This is a genomic window from Nocardia asteroides (genome assembly GCA_019930625.1).
Lineage (GTDB): Bacteria > Actinomycetota > Actinomycetes > Mycobacteriales > Mycobacteriaceae > Nocardia > Nocardia sputi.
This window is the reverse complement of record CP082844.1, coordinates 4,603,604-4,623,853: the sequence shown is the minus strand read 5'-3', so window position 1 is coordinate 4,623,853 and position 20,250 is coordinate 4,603,604. Positions and strand designations below refer to the sequence as shown.

General features: G+C 69.5%; 14 protein-coding genes and 1 pseudogene. 8 read left to right on the top strand and 7 right to left on the bottom strand.

What is annotated here, in order from left to right; genetic code table 11:
• Positions 1-159: 159 nt before the first annotated feature.
• Positions 160-1,044, top strand: coding sequence for a PAC2 family protein (locus tag K8O92_21365; protein UAK30457.1), 885 nt, complete (start codon positions 160-162; stop codon positions 1,042-1,044).
• A 110-nt stretch (positions 1,045-1,154) separates the two neighbouring features.
• Entirely contained in the window at positions 1,155-3,749 is a 2,595-nt protein-coding gene (locus tag K8O92_21360) for an AMP-binding protein (protein ID UAK30456.1), read from the top strand.
• On the opposite strand, the gene K8O92_21355 is transcribed toward K8O92_21360, so the two are convergent.
• On the bottom strand, positions 3,651-3,956 hold the full coding sequence (locus K8O92_21355) for a hypothetical protein (protein UAK30455.1): 306 nt from the start codon (positions 3,954-3,956) through the stop codon (positions 3,651-3,653). The two genes, K8O92_21360 and K8O92_21355, sit on opposite strands and share 99 nt — an antisense overlap.
• Before the next feature lie 277 nt (positions 3,957-4,233).
• Here K8O92_21355 and K8O92_21350 point away from each other — a divergent pair, with 277 nt between their 5' ends.
• The 4 genes from K8O92_21350 to K8O92_21335 all read left to right on the top strand — a co-directional run bounded on the left by K8O92_21350 (position 4,234) and on the right by K8O92_21335 (position 12,736).
• Positions 4,234-5,427 (top strand): XRE family transcriptional regulator, encoded by a 1,194-nt coding sequence (locus tag K8O92_21350; protein UAK30454.1) that lies wholly within the window; start codon positions 4,234-4,236, stop codon positions 5,425-5,427.
• 155 nt (positions 5,428-5,582) lie between these two features.
• Positions 5,583-7,118 (top strand): TIGR02677 family protein, encoded by a 1,536-nt coding sequence (locus K8O92_21345; protein UAK35859.1) that lies wholly within the window; start codon positions 5,583-5,585, stop codon positions 7,116-7,118.
• Positions 7,118-8,542 carry a TIGR02678 family protein gene (locus K8O92_21340; protein ID UAK30453.1) on the top strand — a complete coding sequence of 475 codons (1,425 nt, stop codon included), beginning with the start codon at positions 7,118-7,120 and terminating at the stop codon, positions 8,540-8,542. The genes K8O92_21345 and K8O92_21340 overlap by 1 nt, the downstream gene beginning before the upstream one ends.
• Positions 8,543-8,545: 3 nt before the next feature.
• Positions 8,546-12,736, top strand: a complete 4,191-nt coding sequence (locus tag K8O92_21335) for a TIGR02680 family protein (GenBank protein UAK30452.1) — start codon at positions 8,546-8,548, stop codon at positions 12,734-12,736.
• Between the two features lie 45 nt (positions 12,737-12,781).
• Here K8O92_21335 and K8O92_21330 read toward each other — a convergent pair whose 3' ends face one another.
• Positions 12,782-13,060 carry a helix-turn-helix domain-containing protein gene (locus K8O92_21330; protein UAK35858.1) on the bottom strand — a complete coding sequence of 93 codons (279 nt, stop codon included), beginning with the start codon at positions 13,058-13,060 and terminating at the stop codon, positions 12,782-12,784.
• A gap of 131 nt (positions 13,061-13,191) precedes the next feature.
• Here K8O92_21330 and K8O92_21325 point away from each other — a divergent pair, with 131 nt between their 5' ends.
• Positions 13,192-13,950, top strand: a complete 759-nt coding sequence (locus K8O92_21325; GenBank protein ID UAK35857.1) for a glucose 1-dehydrogenase — start codon at positions 13,192-13,194, stop codon at positions 13,948-13,950.
• 24 nt (positions 13,951-13,974) lie between these two features.
• On the opposite strand, the gene K8O92_21320 is transcribed toward K8O92_21325, so the two are convergent.
• The 3 genes from K8O92_21320 to K8O92_21310 all read right to left on the bottom strand — a co-directional run bounded on the left by K8O92_21320 (position 13,975) and on the right by K8O92_21310 (position 17,538).
• The gene (locus K8O92_21320) at positions 13,975-14,454 is read right to left on the bottom strand and encodes a M15 family metallopeptidase (protein ID UAK35856.1); all 480 of its coding nucleotides are present in this window, start codon (positions 14,452-14,454) and stop codon (positions 13,975-13,977) included.
• A gap of 805 nt (positions 14,455-15,259) precedes the next feature.
• Positions 15,260-15,718 (bottom strand): hypothetical protein, encoded by a 459-nt coding sequence (locus tag K8O92_21315; GenBank protein UAK30451.1) that lies wholly within the window; start codon positions 15,716-15,718, stop codon positions 15,260-15,262.
• A 143-nt stretch (positions 15,719-15,861) separates the two neighbouring features.
• The gene (locus tag K8O92_21310) at positions 15,862-17,538 is read right to left on the bottom strand and encodes a fumarate hydratase (protein UAK30450.1); all 1,677 of its coding nucleotides are present in this window, start codon (positions 17,536-17,538) and stop codon (positions 15,862-15,864) included.
• A 275-nt stretch (positions 17,539-17,813) separates the two neighbouring features.
• Between K8O92_21310 and K8O92_21305 the strand changes: the two genes are divergently transcribed.
• Entirely contained in the window at positions 17,814-18,284 is a 471-nt protein-coding gene (locus K8O92_21305; protein UAK30449.1) for a MarR family transcriptional regulator, read from the top strand.
• A 70-nt stretch (positions 18,285-18,354) separates the two neighbouring features.
• On the opposite strand, the pseudogene mftD reads toward K8O92_21305, so the two are convergent.
• Both mftD and mftE read right to left on the bottom strand, forming a co-directional pair.
• Positions 18,355-19,518, bottom strand: a pseudogene (gene mftD / locus K8O92_21300) (mycofactocin biosynthesis FMN-dependent deaminase MftD).
• On the bottom strand, positions 19,515-20,219 hold the full coding sequence (mftE, locus tag K8O92_21295; GenBank protein UAK30448.1) for a mycofactocin biosynthesis peptidyl-dipeptidase MftE: 705 nt from the start codon (positions 20,217-20,219) through the stop codon (positions 19,515-19,517). Before mftE ends, mftD begins: the two are co-directional and overlap by 4 nt.
• Between the last annotated feature and the right edge of the window lie 31 nt (positions 20,220-20,250).

Genomic DNA, 20,250 nt, shown 5'->3' with positions numbered 1-20,250 from the left:
AGCGTAGTGGGCGGGGCGGACGATCCGGCCCCCACATCGAGGCTCGGTGGCCTGGACCACATGTCCGGCGCCACACCGCCGTGGGCGCGGGCGGAAACACGCCACCCTCTCCGGCCGTCATACGACACGCCATATCGCCGCACACCGTAGGCTGACCGAGTGAACGCCAGTGAAACTCCCGATCCGGAACTGCCGACGTTGCGGGATCCGGTACTGGTCGCCGCCTTCGAGGGGTGGAACGACGCCGGTGACGCGGCCAGCGGCGCCGTCGAGCATCTGGAACTGATCTGGGACGCCGAACCGTTGGCCGAACTCGACTCCGAGGACTACTACGACTATCAGGTCAACCGGCCCACCGTGCGTCAGGTGGACGGTGTGACCAGGGAAATCCAGTGGCCGTCGACCATGCTGTCGGTCTGCTCGCCGCCCGGCAGCGACCGCGACGTGGTGCTGCTGCGCGGTATCGAACCGAACATGCGCTGGCGCAGCTTCTGCGGCGACCTGCTGGAGTTCATCGAGCAGCTCGGGGTGCAGACCGTGGTCATCCTCGGCGCGCTGCTCGCCGACACTCCGCACACCAGACCGGTGCCGGTCACCGGCTCGGCCTACAGCAAAGAGGCGGCCGAGCGGTTCAACCTGGAACAGACGCGCTACGAGGGGCCCACCGGGATCACCGGCGTACTGCAGGACCAGTGCGTGAAGGCGGGCGTCCCCGCGGTGTCGTTCTGGGCCGCCGTCCCGCATTATGTCTCCCAGCCGCCGAACCCGAAGGCGACCATCGCACTGCTGCACCGGGTCGAGGACGTGCTCGACATCGAGGTGCCGCTGGGTGAGCTGCCCAAGCAGGCCGAGGACTGGGAAACCGCGGTGAACGAGATGACCGTGGGTGACGAGGAGATCAGCGAGTACGTGCGCTCGCTGGAGGAGCGCGGCGACGCCGCCGTCGACGTGAACGAGGCGATGGCCAAGATCGATGGCGACGCCATCGCGGCCGAATTCGAGAAATACCTGCGCAGACGGGGTCCGGGCAGCTTCGGTCTCTGATCGGTTGCGCGGCGGGGCCTTCGCTTCCGCGACCGGACGCCGCCGAGTTCACCGGAAGTTCGCTGGGGGCACCTTCGGACCGGGAAACGACTGCCTCCTACACTTCGCCGGTGACCGTGCATCCGATCGTCGAGCGTCTGCGCGGCTTCGACGACCGAATCGCCGTCCATTGCCCCGGCTTCGCGGGCGTGGACGGCGCCGCCCGGGCGCGCTCCGCGCGGCAGGTGACCTACGCACGGCTTGCCACGCTCGTCGAGGACTACGCGACCGAGCTGGGGCCGGCCCGTCGCCTCGTCGCGCTCGCCGCGCGCAATGACCTCGCCTCGCTCGTCGCGTATCTCGGCGCGCTCAGCGCCGGGTGCGTCGTGTTGCTGGCCGAGAAGATCACTGCGGAATTGCGGGACACCTACGACCCGGACGTCCTCGTCGAAGCGGGCCGCACCCGCGTGGTCCGGGAGAACTCGGCGCATCGCCTGCATCCGGATCTGGCGCTGCTGCTGAGCACGTCGGGATCCACCGGGTCGCCGAAGCTGGTGCGGCTCTCGACGACGAACCTGCGCTCCAACGCCGCGGCCATCGCCGAGTACTTGGCCATCGGCCCGGACGACCGCGCGGCCACCACCTTGCCGATGTTCTACTGCTACGGGCTGTCGGTGGTGCACAGCCACCTATGGCGCGGGGCGAGCCTCCTACTCACCGACCGGTCGGTACTGGACGAGGAATTCTGGCGCGAATTCCGGGATTGCCGCGCAACGTCTTTCGCCGCGGTGCCCTACACCATCGATCTGCTCGACCGGATCGGTTTCGCCGATATGACGCTGCCGCACCTGCGTTACGTCACCCAGGCGGGCGGCAGGCTCGCGCCCGAGCGCGTGCGCGCATACGCCGAACTCGGCCGCGAACGCGGCTGGGACTTCGTGGTCATGTACGGCCAGACCGAGGCCACCGCCCGGATGGCCTATCTGCCCGCGCATCTGGCCGACGCCCACCCCGACTGTATCGGGATACCGATCCCCGGCGGCGAATTCACCCTCGAACCGGCCGAGGAAGCCGATGACGATGACGACGCGCCCCGCGAGCTGGTCTATCACGGGCCCAACGTGATGATGGGGTACGCGACGTCCGCCGACGACCTGGCACTCGGTCACACGATCGAGGCTCTGCGCACCGGCGATCTGGCCCGGCGCACGCCCGAGGGCCTCTATCAGGTGGTCGGCAGACGCAGCCGATTCGCGAAGATCTTCGGATTGCGCATCGATCTGGAACGTCTGGAATCCCGCCTGGCCGAGGCCGGCTGCACCGCGTGCTGCGCCGCAGACGACACCCACCTGGTCGTCGCGGTGGAGACCTCGCGGTCCGATCCGACCGAGTTGGCCGCGCGACTGTCCGGCCTGCCCGCCGCGGCGGTCCGGAGCTGCCAGGTCGAGCGGATGCCACGCCTGCCCAACGGCAAACCCGACTATCCGGCCATCCACCGGTTGGCCGGTAGCGCGCCGCAGGTGCGTGACATCCGCGCCCTGTTCGCCGCCGCCCTCGGCATCGACCCCGCGCGCATCCACGCGCACAGCACGTTCGTCGATCTCGGTGGGAACTCACTCACCTACGTGACCACCGCGGCGCGGCTGGAGCGCGCACTCGGGCGCCTGCCCACCGACTGGCCGAATACGCCCGTGGCGGAGCTGGAGCGGACCCCCGGGAATCCGGGGGGCGTCGGGCGGACGCTCGACACCGCGACGCTGCTACGCGCTGTCGGCATCGTGCTCATCATCGGCTCGCACGCCGGAGTGTTCGTGCTGTGGGGCGCGGCGCACGTGCTGCTCGGCGTGGCGGGCTTCAACTTCGGGCGGTTCGCCGTGACCACGGCGCCACCTGCCGAGCGTTTGCGCCACACCCTGCGTACCGTGGGCTCCATAGCGGCGCCGACGGCGCTCTGGGTGGCGGTGACATTGACGTTCACCGACTACTACGGCTGGCAAAATGTCCTGTTGCTGAACAAGATTCTCGGCCCGCACGACAGCGCCACCGCCGGGCACCTGTGGTTTCTCGAGGTGCTCGTGTACTTCATGCTGGCCGCCGCGCTGCTGATCCGGGTTCCCTCGGTGGACCGGTGGCAACGCGCCGAGCCGTTCTGGTTCGCGATGGCGCTGGTCGCGCTGAGCCTCGTCTTCCGATACCAGGCGTTCGGTCTGTATTCGGCGAAGGACATTCCGTTCTCTCCGCTTGCGGTGTGGCTGTTCGCGCTCGGCTGGGCGGCGGCGAAGGCGACGTCGATGTGGCAGCGGATGACGGTCAGCGCCGTCGTACTGATCACCGTACCTGGCTATTTCGGTGTCACCGATCGGGAACGATTGATCGTGGTGGGCCTTCTCGCACTGGTGTGGCTGTCCACGATCAGGGTTCCCGCCGCGGTCGCCGTCTGTGCGGCGGCGCTGGCCGACAGCTCGCTGTTCGCCTATCTGCTGCACTGGCAGGTGTACCCGCTGTTCGAACAGCACCGGCTCGCGGGGCTGTTCGCTTCCCTGGTAGCGGGCCTGGCCGTGACCGGGACGGCGACCGTGTTGCGACGCTGGGGGCCGGTGCGGTACCGGGCAATTCGGTCGCGGCGGTCAGCTCTCCACGGTCCATACCCGCGCCGCCGCCTCCTGAGCCAGTTTCGCGATCAGGATGTCGCGCGGAATCGTCTGACCGGCAAAGTGATCGAGTGACGGAACCACCACGTGATGCGCGTCGGCGCGCTTGAGTTCCGCCGTGAGTTCGGCGAAAGCCGTCCCGTCACCTCCGGTCGATTCATGGAACGTTGCGGCGAAGCACAGCCCTTCCTCGCGGGCGAGGCTGCTCATCGCGGCCTCGAGCTCCTTGCCATGGCCATCGGCCAGATCGTCACGCAAGTATCCATAGATCAACGCTTCCACCCGAACCTCCGTTGGATTGGGATCGCTGTTCTCTTATGTGGATCCACCCGTTTTACGGGGTATTTGCGCTTCATGCAAGAGCAGATGTACTTGCAGTTGCTCTTACACGAGGGCCTGGCAAACTTTCGGCGCCATGTCCAGCATGCACAGCATCGCCGAGCGAATGTAGCTGTCAACACACGGACATCCCTCTGCCCTATTGGGGCCACCGAGCGTTAACTGGTGCGATACTACAGATGTGGCCGCTACCGACGATCGACCCGTCTGGGCAGTCCGAATGCGTTCCGAGCGTGACGCGAGGGGGTGGTCGCAAGCCGACGCTGTTCGCGTGATGCGAGGAAAGTCTTCGCACAATCTGCCGACCGACAGTACTCTCCTACGCAACTGGCGCCGTTGGGAATCGGGCGAATCGCGCCCCGACGACTTCTACGCGCCCATCATCGCCGCCACCTTCGACACGGTGACCGCGGCGTTCTTCCCCAAAGCCAGGCCCAACCGCGACGACGAATTGCTCTCGGCGACGGGCATGGACACCCTCGAGTTCATCGGACGACTGCGCATGTCCGATGTGTCCTCGGTGACGCTGGAGGCAATCCGGATCACCGCGGAACGCCTGTGCTGCGAATACTCCTACGCCGACCCGCACGACCTGCACGCCGAGGGCACCGCGTGGCTGCGCAGGATCACCTCGTTGCTGGACGGTCGCCTGACCCTGGCGCAGCACCGCGAAATCCTCGTTCTCGCCGGATGGGTCGCGCTGCTGGTCGGCTGCGTCGACTACGACCTGGGCCGGCGCACCGCCGCCGAGGCGACCCGCCGCGCCGCCCAATCGCTGGGCCAGGAGGCGGAGAACATCGAGATCTCCGCGTGGGCAGCGGAAATGACCGCGTGGTTCGCGCTCACCGAGGGTAACTACCGCGGCGTCATCGAGGCCGTGCAGCCGACGCTGGAAGTAAGCCAGAACCTGCGCGTCGGCGTCCAGCTGGCCGCCCAGCGCGCCAAAGCCTGGGCCAGGCTGGGTAACCCGCGCGAGGTGGATGCCGCACTCGACGACGGTCGAGCTATCTTGGAGCGACTCGACCATCCGGCCAATTTGGACAACCATTTCGTCATCGACGCGAACAAGTTCGACTTCTACGCGATGGACTGCTGCCGGGTGGCGGGCGAGGATCGGCTCGCCGAGACCTACGCGCGCGAGGTGATCCGCCACGCCACCCGCCCCGACGGCACGCTGCGCCACCCGATGCGGGTCGCCGAGGCACACCTGACCCTTGCCGTGGTCGCGGTGCGCAACCGTGACCTGGAACTGGCGGTGGCCGAGGGCACACGCGCGTTCGCGGGCAGCAGGCGCTCGCTGCCGTCGCTGCTGTGGATCGCGGGTGAAGTCGCGCGCGAGCTCATCGAGTGCTACCCCGGTGACCCGCGCACCCGCGCGTACCTGGACCAGTTGCGTTCGTTGTCCGTCGAGTGAGCCGACCTGCGCCGCGGCGCCGGCGAACGATGACGAACCGGACGCGGCCACGCCCGACCCCGGAACGTCGCGCAGGCGGCGACCGGCCCGCTACTACCCTGTTCCCGGTGACCGACTCCGATGACGGCCGTGCCGACCCACGCTGGGACGACCGGCTGCGGCTGTTCTCCTTCGCCACCGCCGAACGGCGCGCCGATTACCTCTGGGTACTGCGCGCGTTCGACAGTGCGCGGGCGGCGTACGTGGTGTTGCTGCACGCGGACGACGTTGCGGAGTGGATCGAACGCGACAGGAACACACCGCGCAGCCTCGATCCGGACACCGCGAACCAACCGGCCGCGGCGCCACGACTGTCCGCCGTCGAGGTCGGCCCGCTGCTCGACCAGCTCCATCAATGGGGCGTGCTGGAACGCAGTTACGACGGAACCCGCGCAGCGACGCTGGCCGAATACCGCAACCGGCACTACGTCTACCAGTTCTCCCAGGCGGGATTCCAGGCATACCGGGCGGTCGCCGGTGTGCTCAGCGCCCGCCTCGACGAAGCCTCGTTGTCGCGCCTGGTCCTGCCCGAGTTACTGGCCGATCTGCACACCCTGGCCGAGGCCAACCGGGCGGGCGACGCCGAACGTGTCTACCGCACCCTGCGCCGCCTCGATACCGCGCTGTCCGACCTCGCCGCCCGCGCCGCGCACTTCTACCTGGGACTCGGCGACCTGGTCCGCACCACCGAGATCACCCCGGAATCGTTTCTCGCGCACAAGGACGCGCTGCTGGCGCACATGCGGGAGTTCAGCCTCGATCTGGCCAGGTTCACCCCCCGGCTGGCGGCGGCGATCGCCGAGATCGAGGAGACCGGAGTCGAGGACCTGATCGTGCGGGCGGCGCGCTGCGACGAACGGGTGCTGCTGAGTATCGATGAACGTCAGGCGGATTGGCAGGCCAGGTGGGACGGACTGCGGATCTGGTTCGTCGCGTCCGGCGGCGCGGAGCCGGAGGCGACGACGGAAGCCGAGCGGCTGCGCGAGGCCACCATGAGCGCCATCGCCGCGGTGCTGTCGCTGCTGCGGCGGGTCACCGAGACGCGGCGCGGCGGAGTCAGCCGCGAGTCGGCCCTGCGGCATCTGGCCGGCTGGTTCACCGCGGCGCCGACGGTGGAGGGCGCCCACGCGCTGTTCGACGCGGTGTTCGGACTGGGCAAGCCGCGGCACCTGGCGATGGAGCACCCGGACGCCGACGTGATTCCGGCGATCCGATCCTGGTGGGACGCACCGCCGTTGGAGATCTCGCGCACGCTCGCCGAGACCGGGCGCCCACCCTCTGCGGGTGCGCCCGCGCGCATCCACCGCAACGACGCGGGCATCCGGCGCCTGCGGGAGGCACAGCTGGACGCGCAGCGGGCCCGCGCCGAGGCCGCGAGATCGCTGGCCTCCGGCGACGTGCACGACCGGGTCCTGGACGAACGGGAAACCGAAGTGCTGCTGCGGCTGCTGGACGCCGCGTCCACCGCCTGGGTTCCGGTGCGCGGCCGGGTGGCGGGCACCACCGGCTCCGACAGCGGCGTCACCCTGACGGTGTCCGAGCACGAAGGCCCGACCGTCGTGCGCACCGCCCGTGGGCTGCTGCATCTGAACAACAGGGCGCTGAAGATAGAGCAGACGACCCGGACCCGGCCGCTCGGGGGGCGCGGCTGATGCACGGACGCACGATCGATGCGCTGGCGCTGGACAATTATCAGCGCGCCGCCCGAGTCATCCTGGCCAATCACCTGGTGACCCGCACCTACCCGGACCGGATCGCGCTGCCGCTGATCCGCCGCTGGGCCACCGAACTCCGCGAAGATCTCGCCGAATTGTTCGGTTACCGGCTGGAAGTCACCGAGACCACCGCACGGGTGTTCCCGGTCTCCGACCGCCTCGACGCGGGCAGGCCCGCGCGTACACCCGGCGAGCGCGTCTTCGACCGCCGCCGCTACGCCTACCTCGCCTTGGCGCTCGCCGCGCTGGGGCGCGCCGGAGATCAGATCACACTGTCCGAGCTGGCCGATCAGGTCGCCGCCTACGCAGGCCGGGTGGACGGCCTCGAGCTCGCCACCGACCGGGCCGCCGACCGCGACGCGTTCGTCGACGCGGTGGCCTGGCTGACCGTGCGCGGCGCGCTCACCTTGGCCGACGGCGACGCGGGTGGCTGGGCCAGCGATCCGGAGGCTGGTGAGGCGCTCTACGACATCGACCGGCCGGTGGTCTTCGCCCTGTTCCGGCCGCCGCGGGCGCTGCAACATCTGCACAGCGTTGGCGGGCTGCTCGCCGAGGAGCTTACGGCCGCCGGCGGTTCCGCGCACCCGGCGACCATCGCCGAGACCGCGCGCCGGGTGCGCAGGGCGCTGGTCGAGCAGCCGGTGGTGTATGCCGAGGACCTCGCGCCCGAAGAGCGCCCCGTGCTCGTCCAGGACCGTGTCGTCGCGGATGTCGAGCTGTTCACCGGGCTGCGCGCCGAGCGCCGAGCCGAGGGCGTCGCACTGATCGACACTTCGGGGCGACTGTCGGACGTCCGCTTCCCGGGGACCGGCACGCTCGCGCAGGTCGCTCTGCTGCTGGCGGGCGAGATCGCCGACCGGGTGCTGGATATCGACAACCCGCTGCCGCGGCTGCGCCCCACCCAGAACCCCAGCGCGGCCCTGGCCGACCAGCTCGACCGAGCCATCCCCGAATCCACCGTGTTCGCCCCGCTGGCGGAACTGCGTGCGGTGGATTCGCCCGCTGACGAGACGGATCCGCTGGACGACACCCACGAACAGCGGGACCGCCCGGCTCCGCCCGCCTATCCGCTCATCGACCGGGACTGGCTGCGCGAGACCGTGCGGGCGCTGGCCGACCGCTACGGCGCGACCTTCGCCGCGCAGTGGCAGGCCGACGTTCCGCGCCTGACCACCGAGGTGGTGGCCCTGCTCGAGCGGCTGCGGCTGGTGCGGGTGGTCGACGAGGGGCTGCTCGTGCTGCCCGCGCTGGCCCGCTACCGTGGCGCGGTGGTCACGGTCCGCGCCAAGCGGGCCGCGGAACTGTTCGTCACCGCGGCCGACACCTACGGACCCGACGGCACCGGCACGGAAGGGAACTGACGTATGTCGCTCATTCACGGCGGAGTGCGGTTCACCCCGACCCGCGCCGGGATCGTCAACCTGTGGGACTACCGTGACCAGGAGTTCTGCTTCGCCGACGGCAGATTGGTGCTGCGCGGGCCGAACGGGTCGGGCAAGACCAAAGCGCTGGAGGTGCTGTTCCCTTTCGTCCTGGACGGACGGATCGAGCCGCGCAGGCTCAACCCGTTCGCCGGTGAGGAACGCACGATGAAGTCGAACCTGCTCTACCGCAAGCAGGACTCGGCCTACTCCTATGTGTGGATGGAGTTCGCACGGGGTCGCTGGGAGGATCCCGAGGCGGTCACCGTCGGCATCGGCATGCGCGCCACCCGTTCCTCGGACAAGGTGACCCGCTGGTACTTCGTCGCCGACGGCCGGGTCGGGGTGGACTTCTCCCTCATCGGCCCGGACGATCGTCCGTTCACCCGCAAACAGCTCGCCGAGCAGATCGGCACCGATTCGATCGTCGACCGGCCGGTGGACTACCGCAACGCCATCGACGCGCGGATGTTCGGTCTCGGCGCACAACGCTACGACCAGTTGATCAACCTGATTCTCACGCTCCGCAGACCGCAGCTGGCCAAGAACCTGGACCCACGCGGCCTGTCCCAGGCGCTCACCGACGGTCTGCGCCCGCTCGACGAGCAACTGATCCTCGACGCCGCCCGGTCGTTCAGCGATATGGAGGAAGTCGGCCGCACCCTGGAGGGTTTGGTGCACGCCGACACTGCGACGAGGGCGTTCGTCGAGGTGTACCGCAGATATCTCGCGGTGCAGGCGAAGACGGACGTCGACCAGGTGCGTGCGCGGCTCGACGCGGTGACCCACGCGAGCACCGCGCTGTTCGCCGCCACGGCTCTGCGCGAGCGCAGGGACGGCGAGCGCGCCGCCGCGGAGACCAGGGCGGAGGATGCCGACCGCGCCTACGAACAGGCCTTGGCCGATCGGGAGAATCTTCAGCGTTCCAGCGCCTATGAGGGCAAACAGCAACTCGAGGATCTGGCCGACGCGGTGCGGCGACTTGAGACCTCGGCGGGCGTGCACGCCGACAAAGCGCTCAAGGCGCGCCAGACTCTGGACCAGCGGACCCAGGAGGCCGAGCGCGCCCGCACCGCGGTACGTACCGCCGCCGCCGCGCTGGCCCGCGGCGAGCAAGAGCTGCGCGACGCGGCCGAACAGGCGGGGATCGCGTGGACGCCGCTGCCGGAGTCGACGCGAGCCGAGCAGCTCACCGCCGCGGTGCGCGGGCACGCCGAGGAGCGTGACGCCGACGTGCGCGCCGTGCGCAAGGCGGTGGGAGCGGTGGACACCGCCGCCGCCGAACGCACCAGGGCCGAGCGGCTCGCCGAGCGCGCCAGGGAACTGCGCGACGCGGCCGCGGCGGAGGTCGCGCATGCCGAGGCGGCGGTCAGCTTGTCCCGCTCCGAGGCGGCGGCCGCGTTGCGGGCCTGGTGGGACGAACACCGCGAGGCCTACGCCCCGGTGCGCGCCGGTCTGTTCGAGGCGCTGAACTCGGCTCTGGCCGAGGCCGGTTCGGACGCGCCCACCGTCGCGGAGGTGCTGACCGAGCGCGCGGAACCCTTGCTCGAACAGATCCGGTCCCGCCGCCAAGAGGCGCGCGCCCACGCGGCCACGGCGACGGCGCGCATCGGTGAGCTGGTCGCCGAACGTGATCGGGTCACAGCCCAGCGCGACGACGCGCCACCGGTATTCGCCGGGCGCCGCGGCCGGACCGGCGATCGGCCCGGCGCCGCACTGTGGCGACTGGTCCGTTTCGCCGACGGCGTGCCGCCCGAGACCGCGGCAGGCATCGAGGCCGCGCTGCAGGCGGCGAATCTGCTCGACGGCTGGGTGTGCCCAGGCGGCGAGCTACCGCCGGACTGCGAATCCGATCAGTTCCTGGTGCCGTTGCCCCCGCCGGACCGCCCGAGCGGTCGCACACTCGCCGACGTGCTCGTCGTGGAGGACGATTCGGACTGCTCGATCGTGCCCCGGCAGGTCGTGGCCGACGTGCTGGCCTCCATCGCGCTGCACGAGGGCGCGGGCGAGCCGGGCGGCACGGTGGCGATCGGAGCGGACGGCGCGTTCCGGCAAGGCGTGCAGATCGGCAGGCACCGCAAGCCGGACGCCGAGTTCATCGGCGCCACCGCGCGAGCCAAGCGCCGCGAGATCCGCTCGGCCGAGCTGACCGCCGCCGCGGCCGCCGCCGAGGAGGACCTGCGCGCCGCCGAGCAACAGGAGGCCGAAGCCACCGCCGACCTCGCGCGAATCTCCGCAGCCGTCAAGGCCCTTCCGCGTCCGACCGCGGTGACCACCGCCTTGCGGGCGGTGTCGGAGGCCGCGGGCGTGATGCGGTCGCGTGCGGAAGCCGCCGCCCACGCCGAGCGGGATCTCGACCAGGCGGTCGCGCAGGTGTCGTCCGCGGAGAAGAAGTTGCGGGCCGCCGCCACCGCCCACGCCACACCGCGCACCGCTGCCGAGATCGACGCCCTCGCCGCCGCCGTGCGGCACTTCGAGAACATCGGCACGGGACTGCTGCGGCTGCGAGGCGATCACGAGCGGGAACGCGAGCGCGAACGCGAAGCCGAGGACCGATTGACCGAGGCCGCCGACTTGGCCGAGGCGTTCGCGGAAGAGGCCGAGGCCGCGCGATCGGGCTATCAGGAACAGGTGCGCAAGCTCGAGACCTTGCGTGAGGCGCTCGGCGCGGGCGCGGCCGACATCGATCGCGAATTGGAGCAGGCCCGACACCGGATCGAGGCGACCAAAGCCGAGCAGAAAGCCGCGCGCAAGGCCGCCAACGAGGCCATCGAGGCGGTCGGCGACGCCGAAGCCGCCTACCGCACCGCGCACGAGTCCCTCGCCACCGCGCTCACCGAGGTGCTCGCGGAGGTCAAAGCCCTTGCGCCGTACGCCCAACCGGATCTGCTCAGGCTGCTCGGCGCCCAGGCCGACGAGCGCTGGCCCAGCAGCGAGGCCGCGTGGTCTACACCTGAGCAACTGCTGTACCGGATCGCCGCGGCGGGACCGCAGGCGCTGCCGCGCGTTCTGCCCGACGAAGTCGCCGCGCTGTTCGACAGCCTCGCCGCCGCCACGGCGTCGGTGCGCGCGAGCGAGGCGACGCGCAAGTCCACGCGCACGGCGGTGACCGCGGCGCTGCAGGAATTCGACGCCGCGCTCGCCGGTTGCGGCCGTGACTACCGGCTGCAATGGGACGCCGCAGACGGCCTCACCGTCGTGCAAGTGCACGACGAGCACGGCGTCTCCGCGCTTGCCGACTTCGCCACCCGTATCGACGGCGCGCGCCGTGACCAGGAACTGCTACTCACCGATGCCGAACGGCGCATTCTGGAAGATGCTCTGCTGACCGGCCTGGCCCAGCAGATCCACGAACGCACGAGCGACGCCCGCGATCTCATCGCCAGGATGGGCGCGGAGATGAAGCAGCGGCGGATGTCCTCGGGCAACACCATCGGCGTGCACTGGGTGCTCGCCGACAGCCTGTCCGACGCGGCGCGGGCGACGTGCAAGCTGCTCGACCGGGATACCTCGGCGCTCACGCCGGAGGACCTGTCGGCCATCCGGGCGCACTTCGCGTCGGAGATCCGTGCGGCGCGGGCCGCGCATCCGGAACGGTCCTATCCCGAGATTCTCGCCGCGACCCTGGATTACCGCGCCTGGCGGGTGTTCTCGTTCACCTTGGTCTCCGCCGACGGCAGCGAGGACAAGCTCACCGTGGCCAGGCACAGCGCGCTGTCGGGCGGTGAGCAGTCGGTGTCGCTGCACCTGCCGCTGTTCGCCGCGGCGCACGTGATGCTCGATTCGGCCGACCCGCAGGCCCCCCGTCTGCTGGCGCTGGACGAGGCGTTCGCGGGCGTCGACGACAACGGCCGCAGCGAATTGCTCGGACTGAGTGTGCAATTCGATCTGGATCTGTTCATGACCGGCTACGACCTGTGGATCACCTATCCGCATGTCCCGGCGTGCGCGCACTACGACTTGGCGCACGCCGCGGCCGAGAACACCGTCAGCGCCACCCTGCTGGTGTGGGACAGCGGCGACCTGCTCGCCGAACACGACGGCGCCGATCTGACGACCGCGCTCGGATCCCCGGATCGGCGCCGGGTGCCCGACACGATCGAGGGCGGGCTCGAACTCACCTCGGTGACCTAGCCGTCCGGTACCGCCCCACAGCCGGGCACCGGGTCGTGCGCCGGATCAGTCCCCCGTGTCGCGGCGGGCGGCTTCGAGCAGGGAATCCAGGAGTCCGGGGAAGCGGGCGTCGAGGTCGTCACGACGTAACGACAGCAGCAATTCGCGCCCGGAGGGTCGCTGCCAGATGACTCCGGCGTCGCGGAGCACCCGCCAATGATGGGTGAGGTTCGACTTGGCCACGTCCGGCAAGACCGAGCCGCAGGTGTGCTCGCCGCCGTCGGCCAGTATCCGCACCACACGCAGCCGCAGCGGGTTGCCCAGGGCGGTGAGCACGTTCGTCAACTGAATCTGCGCTCGCTCGGGATGTGCCGCGATCACGCGGACCAGGTTAGCGCGACAGTTGACATACAGTCGAACTGTACGTAAGTATTCGTACAATTAGAAGGTTCTCGGAGGTTCTCGTGGGTACTGGCATCGACCGCTTCGACGGCAAGGTCGCACTGATCACCGGCGGGTCGAGCGGCATGGGTTTCGCCACCGCACGACGCCTGCTCGCGGAGGGCGCGCACGTCGTCGTCACCGGACGCGACAAGCGCCGCCTCGACGCCGCGGCCGCGAAACTCGGCGACGCGGACCGCGTCCTCGCGCTACCCGGCGACGTGGCCGACCTCGCAGACCTCGACACCCTCGTCGCAGCCGTGGCGCAGCGACACCGACAGCTGGATGTCGTCTTCGCGAACGCGGGCATCGCCGCGTTCCAGCCGACCGAAGCCATCACCGAAGCCGAGTTCGACCGGGTGGTGGACACCAACTTCAAGGGCGTCTTCTTCACCGTCCAGAAGACCTTGCCGCTCGTGGCGGACCGCGGGGCGATCGTCGTCAACGCCTCCTGGGCGCTGCACCGCGGCGTCCCCGGCGCCTCCCTGTACTCGGCGACCAAGGCGGCCGTGCACAACTTGGCCCGCAGCCTCGCCGCCGAACTGGCGCCACGAGGCATCCGGGTCAACTCCGTCAGCCCCGGCTACATCGCGACGCCGTCGTTCCGCGCGAACGTCTCCGCCGAAGCCCAGGCCGCGATCAGCGCCACGGTGGCGGCCGGGCGCGTGGGCACCGCCGAGGATGTGGCCGACGCCGTCGCGTTCCTCGCATCCGGCGAGGCGTCCTATGTCAACGGGCAGGACCTGCTCGTCGACGGCGGGCTGATCACCGCCATCCCCGACCCGATGGTGTAGCGGGCGCCGCACCCGCCGGTGAGGTCAGCGCGCGCTCGCGTCCGGCACCATCGGCGGGCAGTCCGTGCCCGGCACGGTGGCCAATTCGAAATGCCACCACTCGTTTTCGAACGTCCGGCACAGCCCCCACCGGTAGCCGTTCGCCTCGAGCCAGCGGGCGCCCTGCTGCGGACCGACATCGATCGCCTCGCCGGAGACGTGAGTGGACTCTTCCGGCGGCAGCACCCAGCGACGAGCACCGTCCGGCCCATAGGTCGCCACACCGTCCTCCCACAGCGCCTGCTGCTCGGCAGGCGTCCGGTACCCCGACGTGATGGACAGCGGCACCCCCTGCGCGTGCGCCTCACGTTCGGCGAGGGTGTACGCCAAGGCCAGCGCGGGCTCGAGCCCCTCGGTACCGGTCGCCGAGCCCACCGACTCCCGCTGATCGACGAATACGGCGGTATCGGCCCGCGCCGGACCCGCCAGTACACCGCTCGCGACCAGCGCAGGGAGGGCCACCATGGATAGTCCCGCCAGCATCCGACTCCGCTCACCATTCCCAAGCACCATGCGCCGATGCTATCGCCTGCGGTCTCCTATGCCGGATATGCCCCGATCAGGGCCTGCGGTGATCCCGCACCTTTGCGCAGTCCGCCCGGCGCCTGTGCACCAACCGCCGCCTCTACGGGAGTCGCCCGACTGCCCGCACTCCCCCGCGACGGGTCGAATATGCGGCCGTCGCCGCCCAGCTCATCGTCGGCGCCGACAGGTACCCCGCCCGGTCCTCAGCGGTGCGGCTGCGCGCTCCACAGAGTCACCCACACGGTGTGGACAACATTCAGCGAATTCCACAGAGAACTCCACAACTTGGGATAATGCAGATCTGATATGCCCGATATGTGCCCAATCGCCCTAGGGCAGCAAATATTTCGCCGACATGGAAACCCCGGTGTCCACAATCTATTCAAGTGTTGTGGATCACATTGACCGCACGAGGCTCCGGCACCCGAATTGCCCGAAGCCACGCACCTTTCGGGCGATTTGCGGCCATTCGACATCGACGGGAGTAGGAGCGACGTCCGTTTCGGCCGGTATGTCATACCCCGCCGCACATCGCGATTCGCTTCTCGCGAAACACGATCCCGCGTGTATACCGCTGCGGCTCGCAGCATCGACCGAGAGCACCCAGCCGCGAACGCATTGCGGGCGGCTACCGGCTCGACCCGGTAGCCGCCCGCAAGTCATGTGGATCATCCACAGATGTCGGGAATTTCACATTTGTTCCCCAGCTATGTGAAGAGTTGCCGCAACGGACAATTCGGCCCGATCACGCGCGGGGCGGATACTCCGGCGCGCCGGACCGAGCCAGGGTCGCGGCCACTCGCACTCCGACGCGGCGAACCGATTTCGCCGCTTGCCTATTGCGCGCGATCCGCTCCAGTATCTCGTCGCCGTGCGCTCGGGCGTAGGCGAGTGCCACCCTGATCTTGCTCGTGCGCAGGTCCGAGTTCGCGCTCAGCGCGGCGATCCGGCGTTCCACCGGACCGTCCAGTTCACGCAGGCGCGCAACGACTTCCCAGACTTCCGGACCGGCCGTCAACGCGGCGCGGCGGTCGTCCAGCGGACCGCGGAAGACGATGCCGGGATGCTCGAGCTGATCGACGCCCTCGTGGATCAGCCGATCGAGCAGTGCGGTACAGCTGGTTCCCTCCCGGGCAGCGCGGTCGGCCAACCGGGCGGCGGCCGATTCGGTGATACACAACGCCGTCGGTAGTGGTCCGGACATGCTCATAGCTCTCCTCGACCTGCATCGGTGCCGGAAGAAACGAGGTACTTCGCTAAGCCTGCCCGCTGCGACGGCACCGCAGCCCCGGTGATCGGGGTGACATCGTCGTGTCCGCACCTGCCGCACGCAGGTCCGAGGACGGCTCAGACGCGCTCTTTGGAGCGGGTGCGCACGCGCAGCGCGATCGGCTTCTGCGTTTCGGCGAAGAAGTCGTTGCCCTTGTCGTCGACGACGATGAACGCGGGAAAATCTTCGACCTCGATTTTCCACACCGCTTCCATGCCCAGCTCGGGGTACTCCAGCACCTCGACCGACTTGATGCAGTCCAGCGCCAGCCGGGCGGCCGGTCCGCCGATGGAGCCGAGGTAGAAGCCGCCGTGCTCCTTGCACGCCTTGGTCACCTGCGCGGACCGATTGCCCTTGGCCAGCATGACGTACGAGCCGCCCGCGGCTTGGAACTGGTCGACGTAGGAGTCCATCCGGCCCGCCGTGGTCGGTCCGAAGGAACCGGAGGCGTAGCCTTCCGGCGTCTTGGCCGGGCCGGCGTAGTAGACGGCCATCTCGCGCAGGTAGTCCGGCATCGGCTCGCCCGCGTCGAGACGCTCCTTGATCTTGGCGTGCGCGATGTCGCGTGCGACGACCAGCGGACCGGTCAGCGAAAGCCTGGTCTTCACCGGATATTTGGACAATTCGGCGCGGATCTCGTCCATCGGACGGTTCAGGTCGATGCGCACCACGTCGCCACCGAGGATGGCGTCGGTCTGCTCGGGCAGGTATTGCGCGGGCTCGCGCTCGAGCTGTTCCAGGAACACGCCTTCGGCGGTGATCTTGGCCAGCGCCTGCCGGTCCGCCGAGCAGGACACCGCGATGGCGACCGGGCAGCTGGCGCCGTGCCGGGGCAGGCGCACGACCCGCACGTCGTGGCAGAAGTACTTGCCGCCGAACTGCGCGCCGATACCGAAGGACTGGGTCAGCTTGAAGACCTCCTCCTCCAGTTCCAGGTCGCGGAAAGCGTGCGCGGACAACGACCCCGCGGTGGGCAGGCTGTCCAGGTAGTGCGCGGAGGCGTATTTCGCGGTCTTCAACGCGAACTCGGCGCTGGTGCCACCGATGACGACCGCCAGGTGATACGGCGGGCAGGCCGCGGTGCCCAGCGAGCGGATCTTCTCGTCCAGGAACTCCAGCATCCGCGTGGGGTTCAGGATCGCCTTGGTCTCCTGGTACAGGAACGACTTGTTCGCCGACCCGCCGCCCTTGGCCATGAACAGGAACTTGTAGGCCGGCTCGGCCGGGTCACCCGCGGTGGAGTACAGCTCGACCTGCGCGGGCAGATTGGAACCGGTGTTCTTCTCGTCCCACATGGTGATCGGGGCCAGCTGCGAGTAACGCAGGTTCAGCTTGGTGTAGGCGTCGAACACGCCGCGGCTGATCCACTCCGCGTCGTCGGCACCGGTGAGCACGCCCTCGGACTTCTTGCCCATGACGATCGCGGTACCGGTGTCCTGGCACATCGGCAGGATGCCGCCCGCGGAGATGTTGACGTTCTTCAGCAGATCGAGCGCGACGAAGCGATCGTTGCCACTCGACTCCGGGTCGTCGATGATCTTGCGCAACTGACCGAGATGCGCCGGACGCAGGAAGTGGCTGATGTCGTGCATCGCCGTTTCGGTGAGCAGCCGCAGCGCTTCCGGCTCGACCTGCAAGAACGTACGCCCATTGTGCTCGAAAGTGCTGACGCCCTCGGTGGTCAGCAACCGGTAAGGGGTGTCGTCCGCGCCGATCGGCAGCAGGTCTGAATAACGAAAGTCCGGCGCGGTCACCAGTCGCACTCCTTCGGGTGGGCCCGGACGCCACGAACGGCCGGGCTGGTCACGAGCACAGCGAGCCTAGCCACCACCGCGCACGCCCCTCCCGTTAGGCAACCCTATCTCGGACAGTTGGCCAATAAAGGTTGCACGTTCAACCCCGGTGATGCTACCTCTCGTCTGGTCAGAACGCGCCCGGGCATCCGAGTCCGGCCGCGCGCAGACTGTTCGCGCGCCGCGCTTCGCGGCGCGGGACGATCTTGGGACACGTCAGAGTTTGGAGCGTTATCGTGACCGATCCCCAGTGGCTGGATGACGTCGAGATGCGCGCCTGGTTGGGTTTCGTGCGCACCCGCGATCTCATCGCCGCGGCGGTCGGGCGGGATTCCACCAGGGAGTCCGACCTCACCTACGTCGAATACTCGGTCCTGGCCTATCTGGCCGAGGAGCCGGACCACCGGCTCACCTTCGCCGCGCTCGCGGCCAAGCTCGAATGGTCGCAGAGCAGGCTCTCCCATCAGATCACCCGGATGGAGAAACGCGAGTTGGTCGTCCGGGAGCCGATCCCCGACGACGCCCGCCGCACCGCCGCGAAACTCACCCCGCGCGGCGCCGAGGTGCTGACCGGCGCCGCGCCCGCGCACGTGCAGAGCGTGCGCAGGCACATGATCGACATCCTCGACCGCCAGCAGCTGGCCGCGTTGGCCGACATCTACGACACCCTGCTCACCCACCACCGGAGAGCGGCGGCCGAGAACTGACAGCTCAGGCCGTGGCCGCCCTCGCCGCGTGATCCGCCGAAACGCTTGTCCCGGTGACGGTTCCGGTCACACCGAGGGATCGCTCGAACCCGGGAGGCACCACCACGTCGGAGCGATCCAGATCGGTGACGCGCGTCTTGCGCAGACCCAGCAGCGCCGAATCGATGCCGCCGCGCAAGATGTCCAGCACGTTCTCCACACCGGCCTGCCCGTTCGCGGCCAGCCCCCACAAGTAGGCGCGCCCGATCAGCACCGCCCGCGCGCCCAGCGCCACGGCCTTCACCACGTCGCTGCCCCGCCGGATGCCACCGTCGAGCAGCACCTCGACCTGCGAGCCCACCGCCTCCGCCAGTACCGGCAGCGCCCGGATCGCGGCCGGGGTGCCGTCGAGATTGTTGCCGCCGTGGTTGGACACCGAGATCGCCGCCACACCCGCGTCGACCGCGCGCAGCGCGTCGTCGACTCGCATGACGCCCTTGAGCAGCACCGGCCCGTCCCACTGCTCGCAGATCCAGCGCACATCCGCCCAATCCGGCGCGGGCGTGCCCATCCATTCGCCGTAAGCGCCGAAGAAGCCCGGCGCCGCGGCGCCGCCGATGGCCATGTTCGGCGCGGTCAGATCCGGGATGCTGCCCGATCGCGCATAGGTGGCCAGCCACCGTGGACGGGCCAGGGTCTGCGGGGCGAACTTCAGCATCGTGCGCAGATCCAGCTTCTCCGGAATGACCGGGCTGCCCCAGTCCCGCCCGTGCGAGAACGACCAGTCCAGCGTCAGGATCAATCCGACCGCGCCCGCCTGCTTCGCCCGGCCCATCCGCTGCAGGATCTCGTCCTTGCCGCCGCACCAGTACAGCTGGAAGAACGTCGCCGGGTTGGCCGCGATCACCTCTTCGATCGGTTTGCTCGCGAACGAACTCAGGCCCATCGCGATACCCCGCGCGGCGGCCGCGCGGGCGACGGCGACCTCACCGTCCGGGTACACCGCCTGCACACCCGTCGGCGAGATCAACACCGGCATCGAAAGCTGCTGTCCCAGTACGGTCGTCGACTGGTCGCGCGCGCCGATCGGCCCGGCCACGTGCGGCGCGAAGCCCAGTTCGGTGAACGCCTTCTGGTTGTCCTCGATGGTCTGGCCGCGCTCGGAGCCGGCGATCAACGCGCCGTACACCGATTTCGGCAGCCGCTTCTTCGCCCGCCGCTGCGCTTCGGCGACGGTCTCGAACCACGGATTCATATTCCGGTCCTTTCCGGGGAGTTCCGCTCCGGCCACCAGAGCCGGGTTCGGTCGAGCAGGTCGGCGCTCAGGTGATCGAGCAGGGCCGCGCCCTCGGCGGCGGTCGCGCCCGCAGGGTCACCGAGCACACCGTTGGGGCTGACCGCGCGCACCCCGCCCGCGCGCAGCAGCGGCAGCAGTTCGGCCAGTGGCCGGGTGTCCCCCGCCACGGCGCGGTCGCCACGCACACGCTCGGGCGCGAGAGCCAGTTGCAGCGCCGTCTCCGACCGCCCCGCGTGCGGGTCGCCGTCGAAGCGCGGCAGGTGGAGACGCACGTCACGGGACTCGGCGCGCAACAGATCCTTCGCCCGGCGCAGCGGTTCGATGTTGCCGCCGTGCCAGTTGACCAGCAGGATCCGGTCGAAGGTGTCGGTAGCCGAGCGGCACAGCTCGACCACCAGCAGTTCCAGGGCCGCCTGCCCGATCGACAACGTGCCGGGAAAGCCCGCGTGCTCACCGCTGGCGCCGTAGGCGATGGCCGGTCCGACCAGCACATCCGACCGTGCGGCGGCCAGCCGGGCACACAACGCCGCGGCCAGGTCGGTGTCGGTGGACAGCGGCAGATGCGGGCCGTGCTGCTCGGTCGCCCCGACCGGCACGGCCAGGATCGCACCCGCCGTCGCGCGCGCGCCCGCCTCGGGCCAGGTGAGATCCGCCAACATGCCGCGAGATTATCGTCAGTCACTGACATAA

Excerpts from the sequence above, each read along its gene's own strand:
- K8O92_21350 (UAK30454.1), top strand. The coding sequence starts at position 4,234 with ATGCGTTCCGAGCGTGACGCGAGGGGGTGGTCGCAAGCCGACGCTGTT.
- K8O92_21320 (UAK35856.1), bottom strand. The coding sequence starts at position 14,454 with ATGGTGGCCCTCCCTGCGCTGGTCGCGAGCGGTGTACTGGCGGGTCCG.
- K8O92_21335 (UAK30452.1), top strand. The coding sequence starts at position 8,546 with ATGTCGCTCATTCACGGCGGAGTGCGGTTCACCCCGACCCGCGCCGGG.
- mftE (UAK30448.1), bottom strand. The coding sequence starts at position 20,219 with ATGTTGGCGGATCTCACCTGGCCCGAGGCGGGCGCGCGCGCGACGGCG.
- K8O92_21340 (UAK30453.1), top strand. The coding sequence starts at position 7,118 with ATGCACGGACGCACGATCGATGCGCTGGCGCTGGACAATTATCAGCGC.
- K8O92_21315 (UAK30451.1), bottom strand. The coding sequence starts at position 15,718 with ATGTCCGGACCACTACCGACGGCGTTGTGTATCACCGAATCGGCCGCC.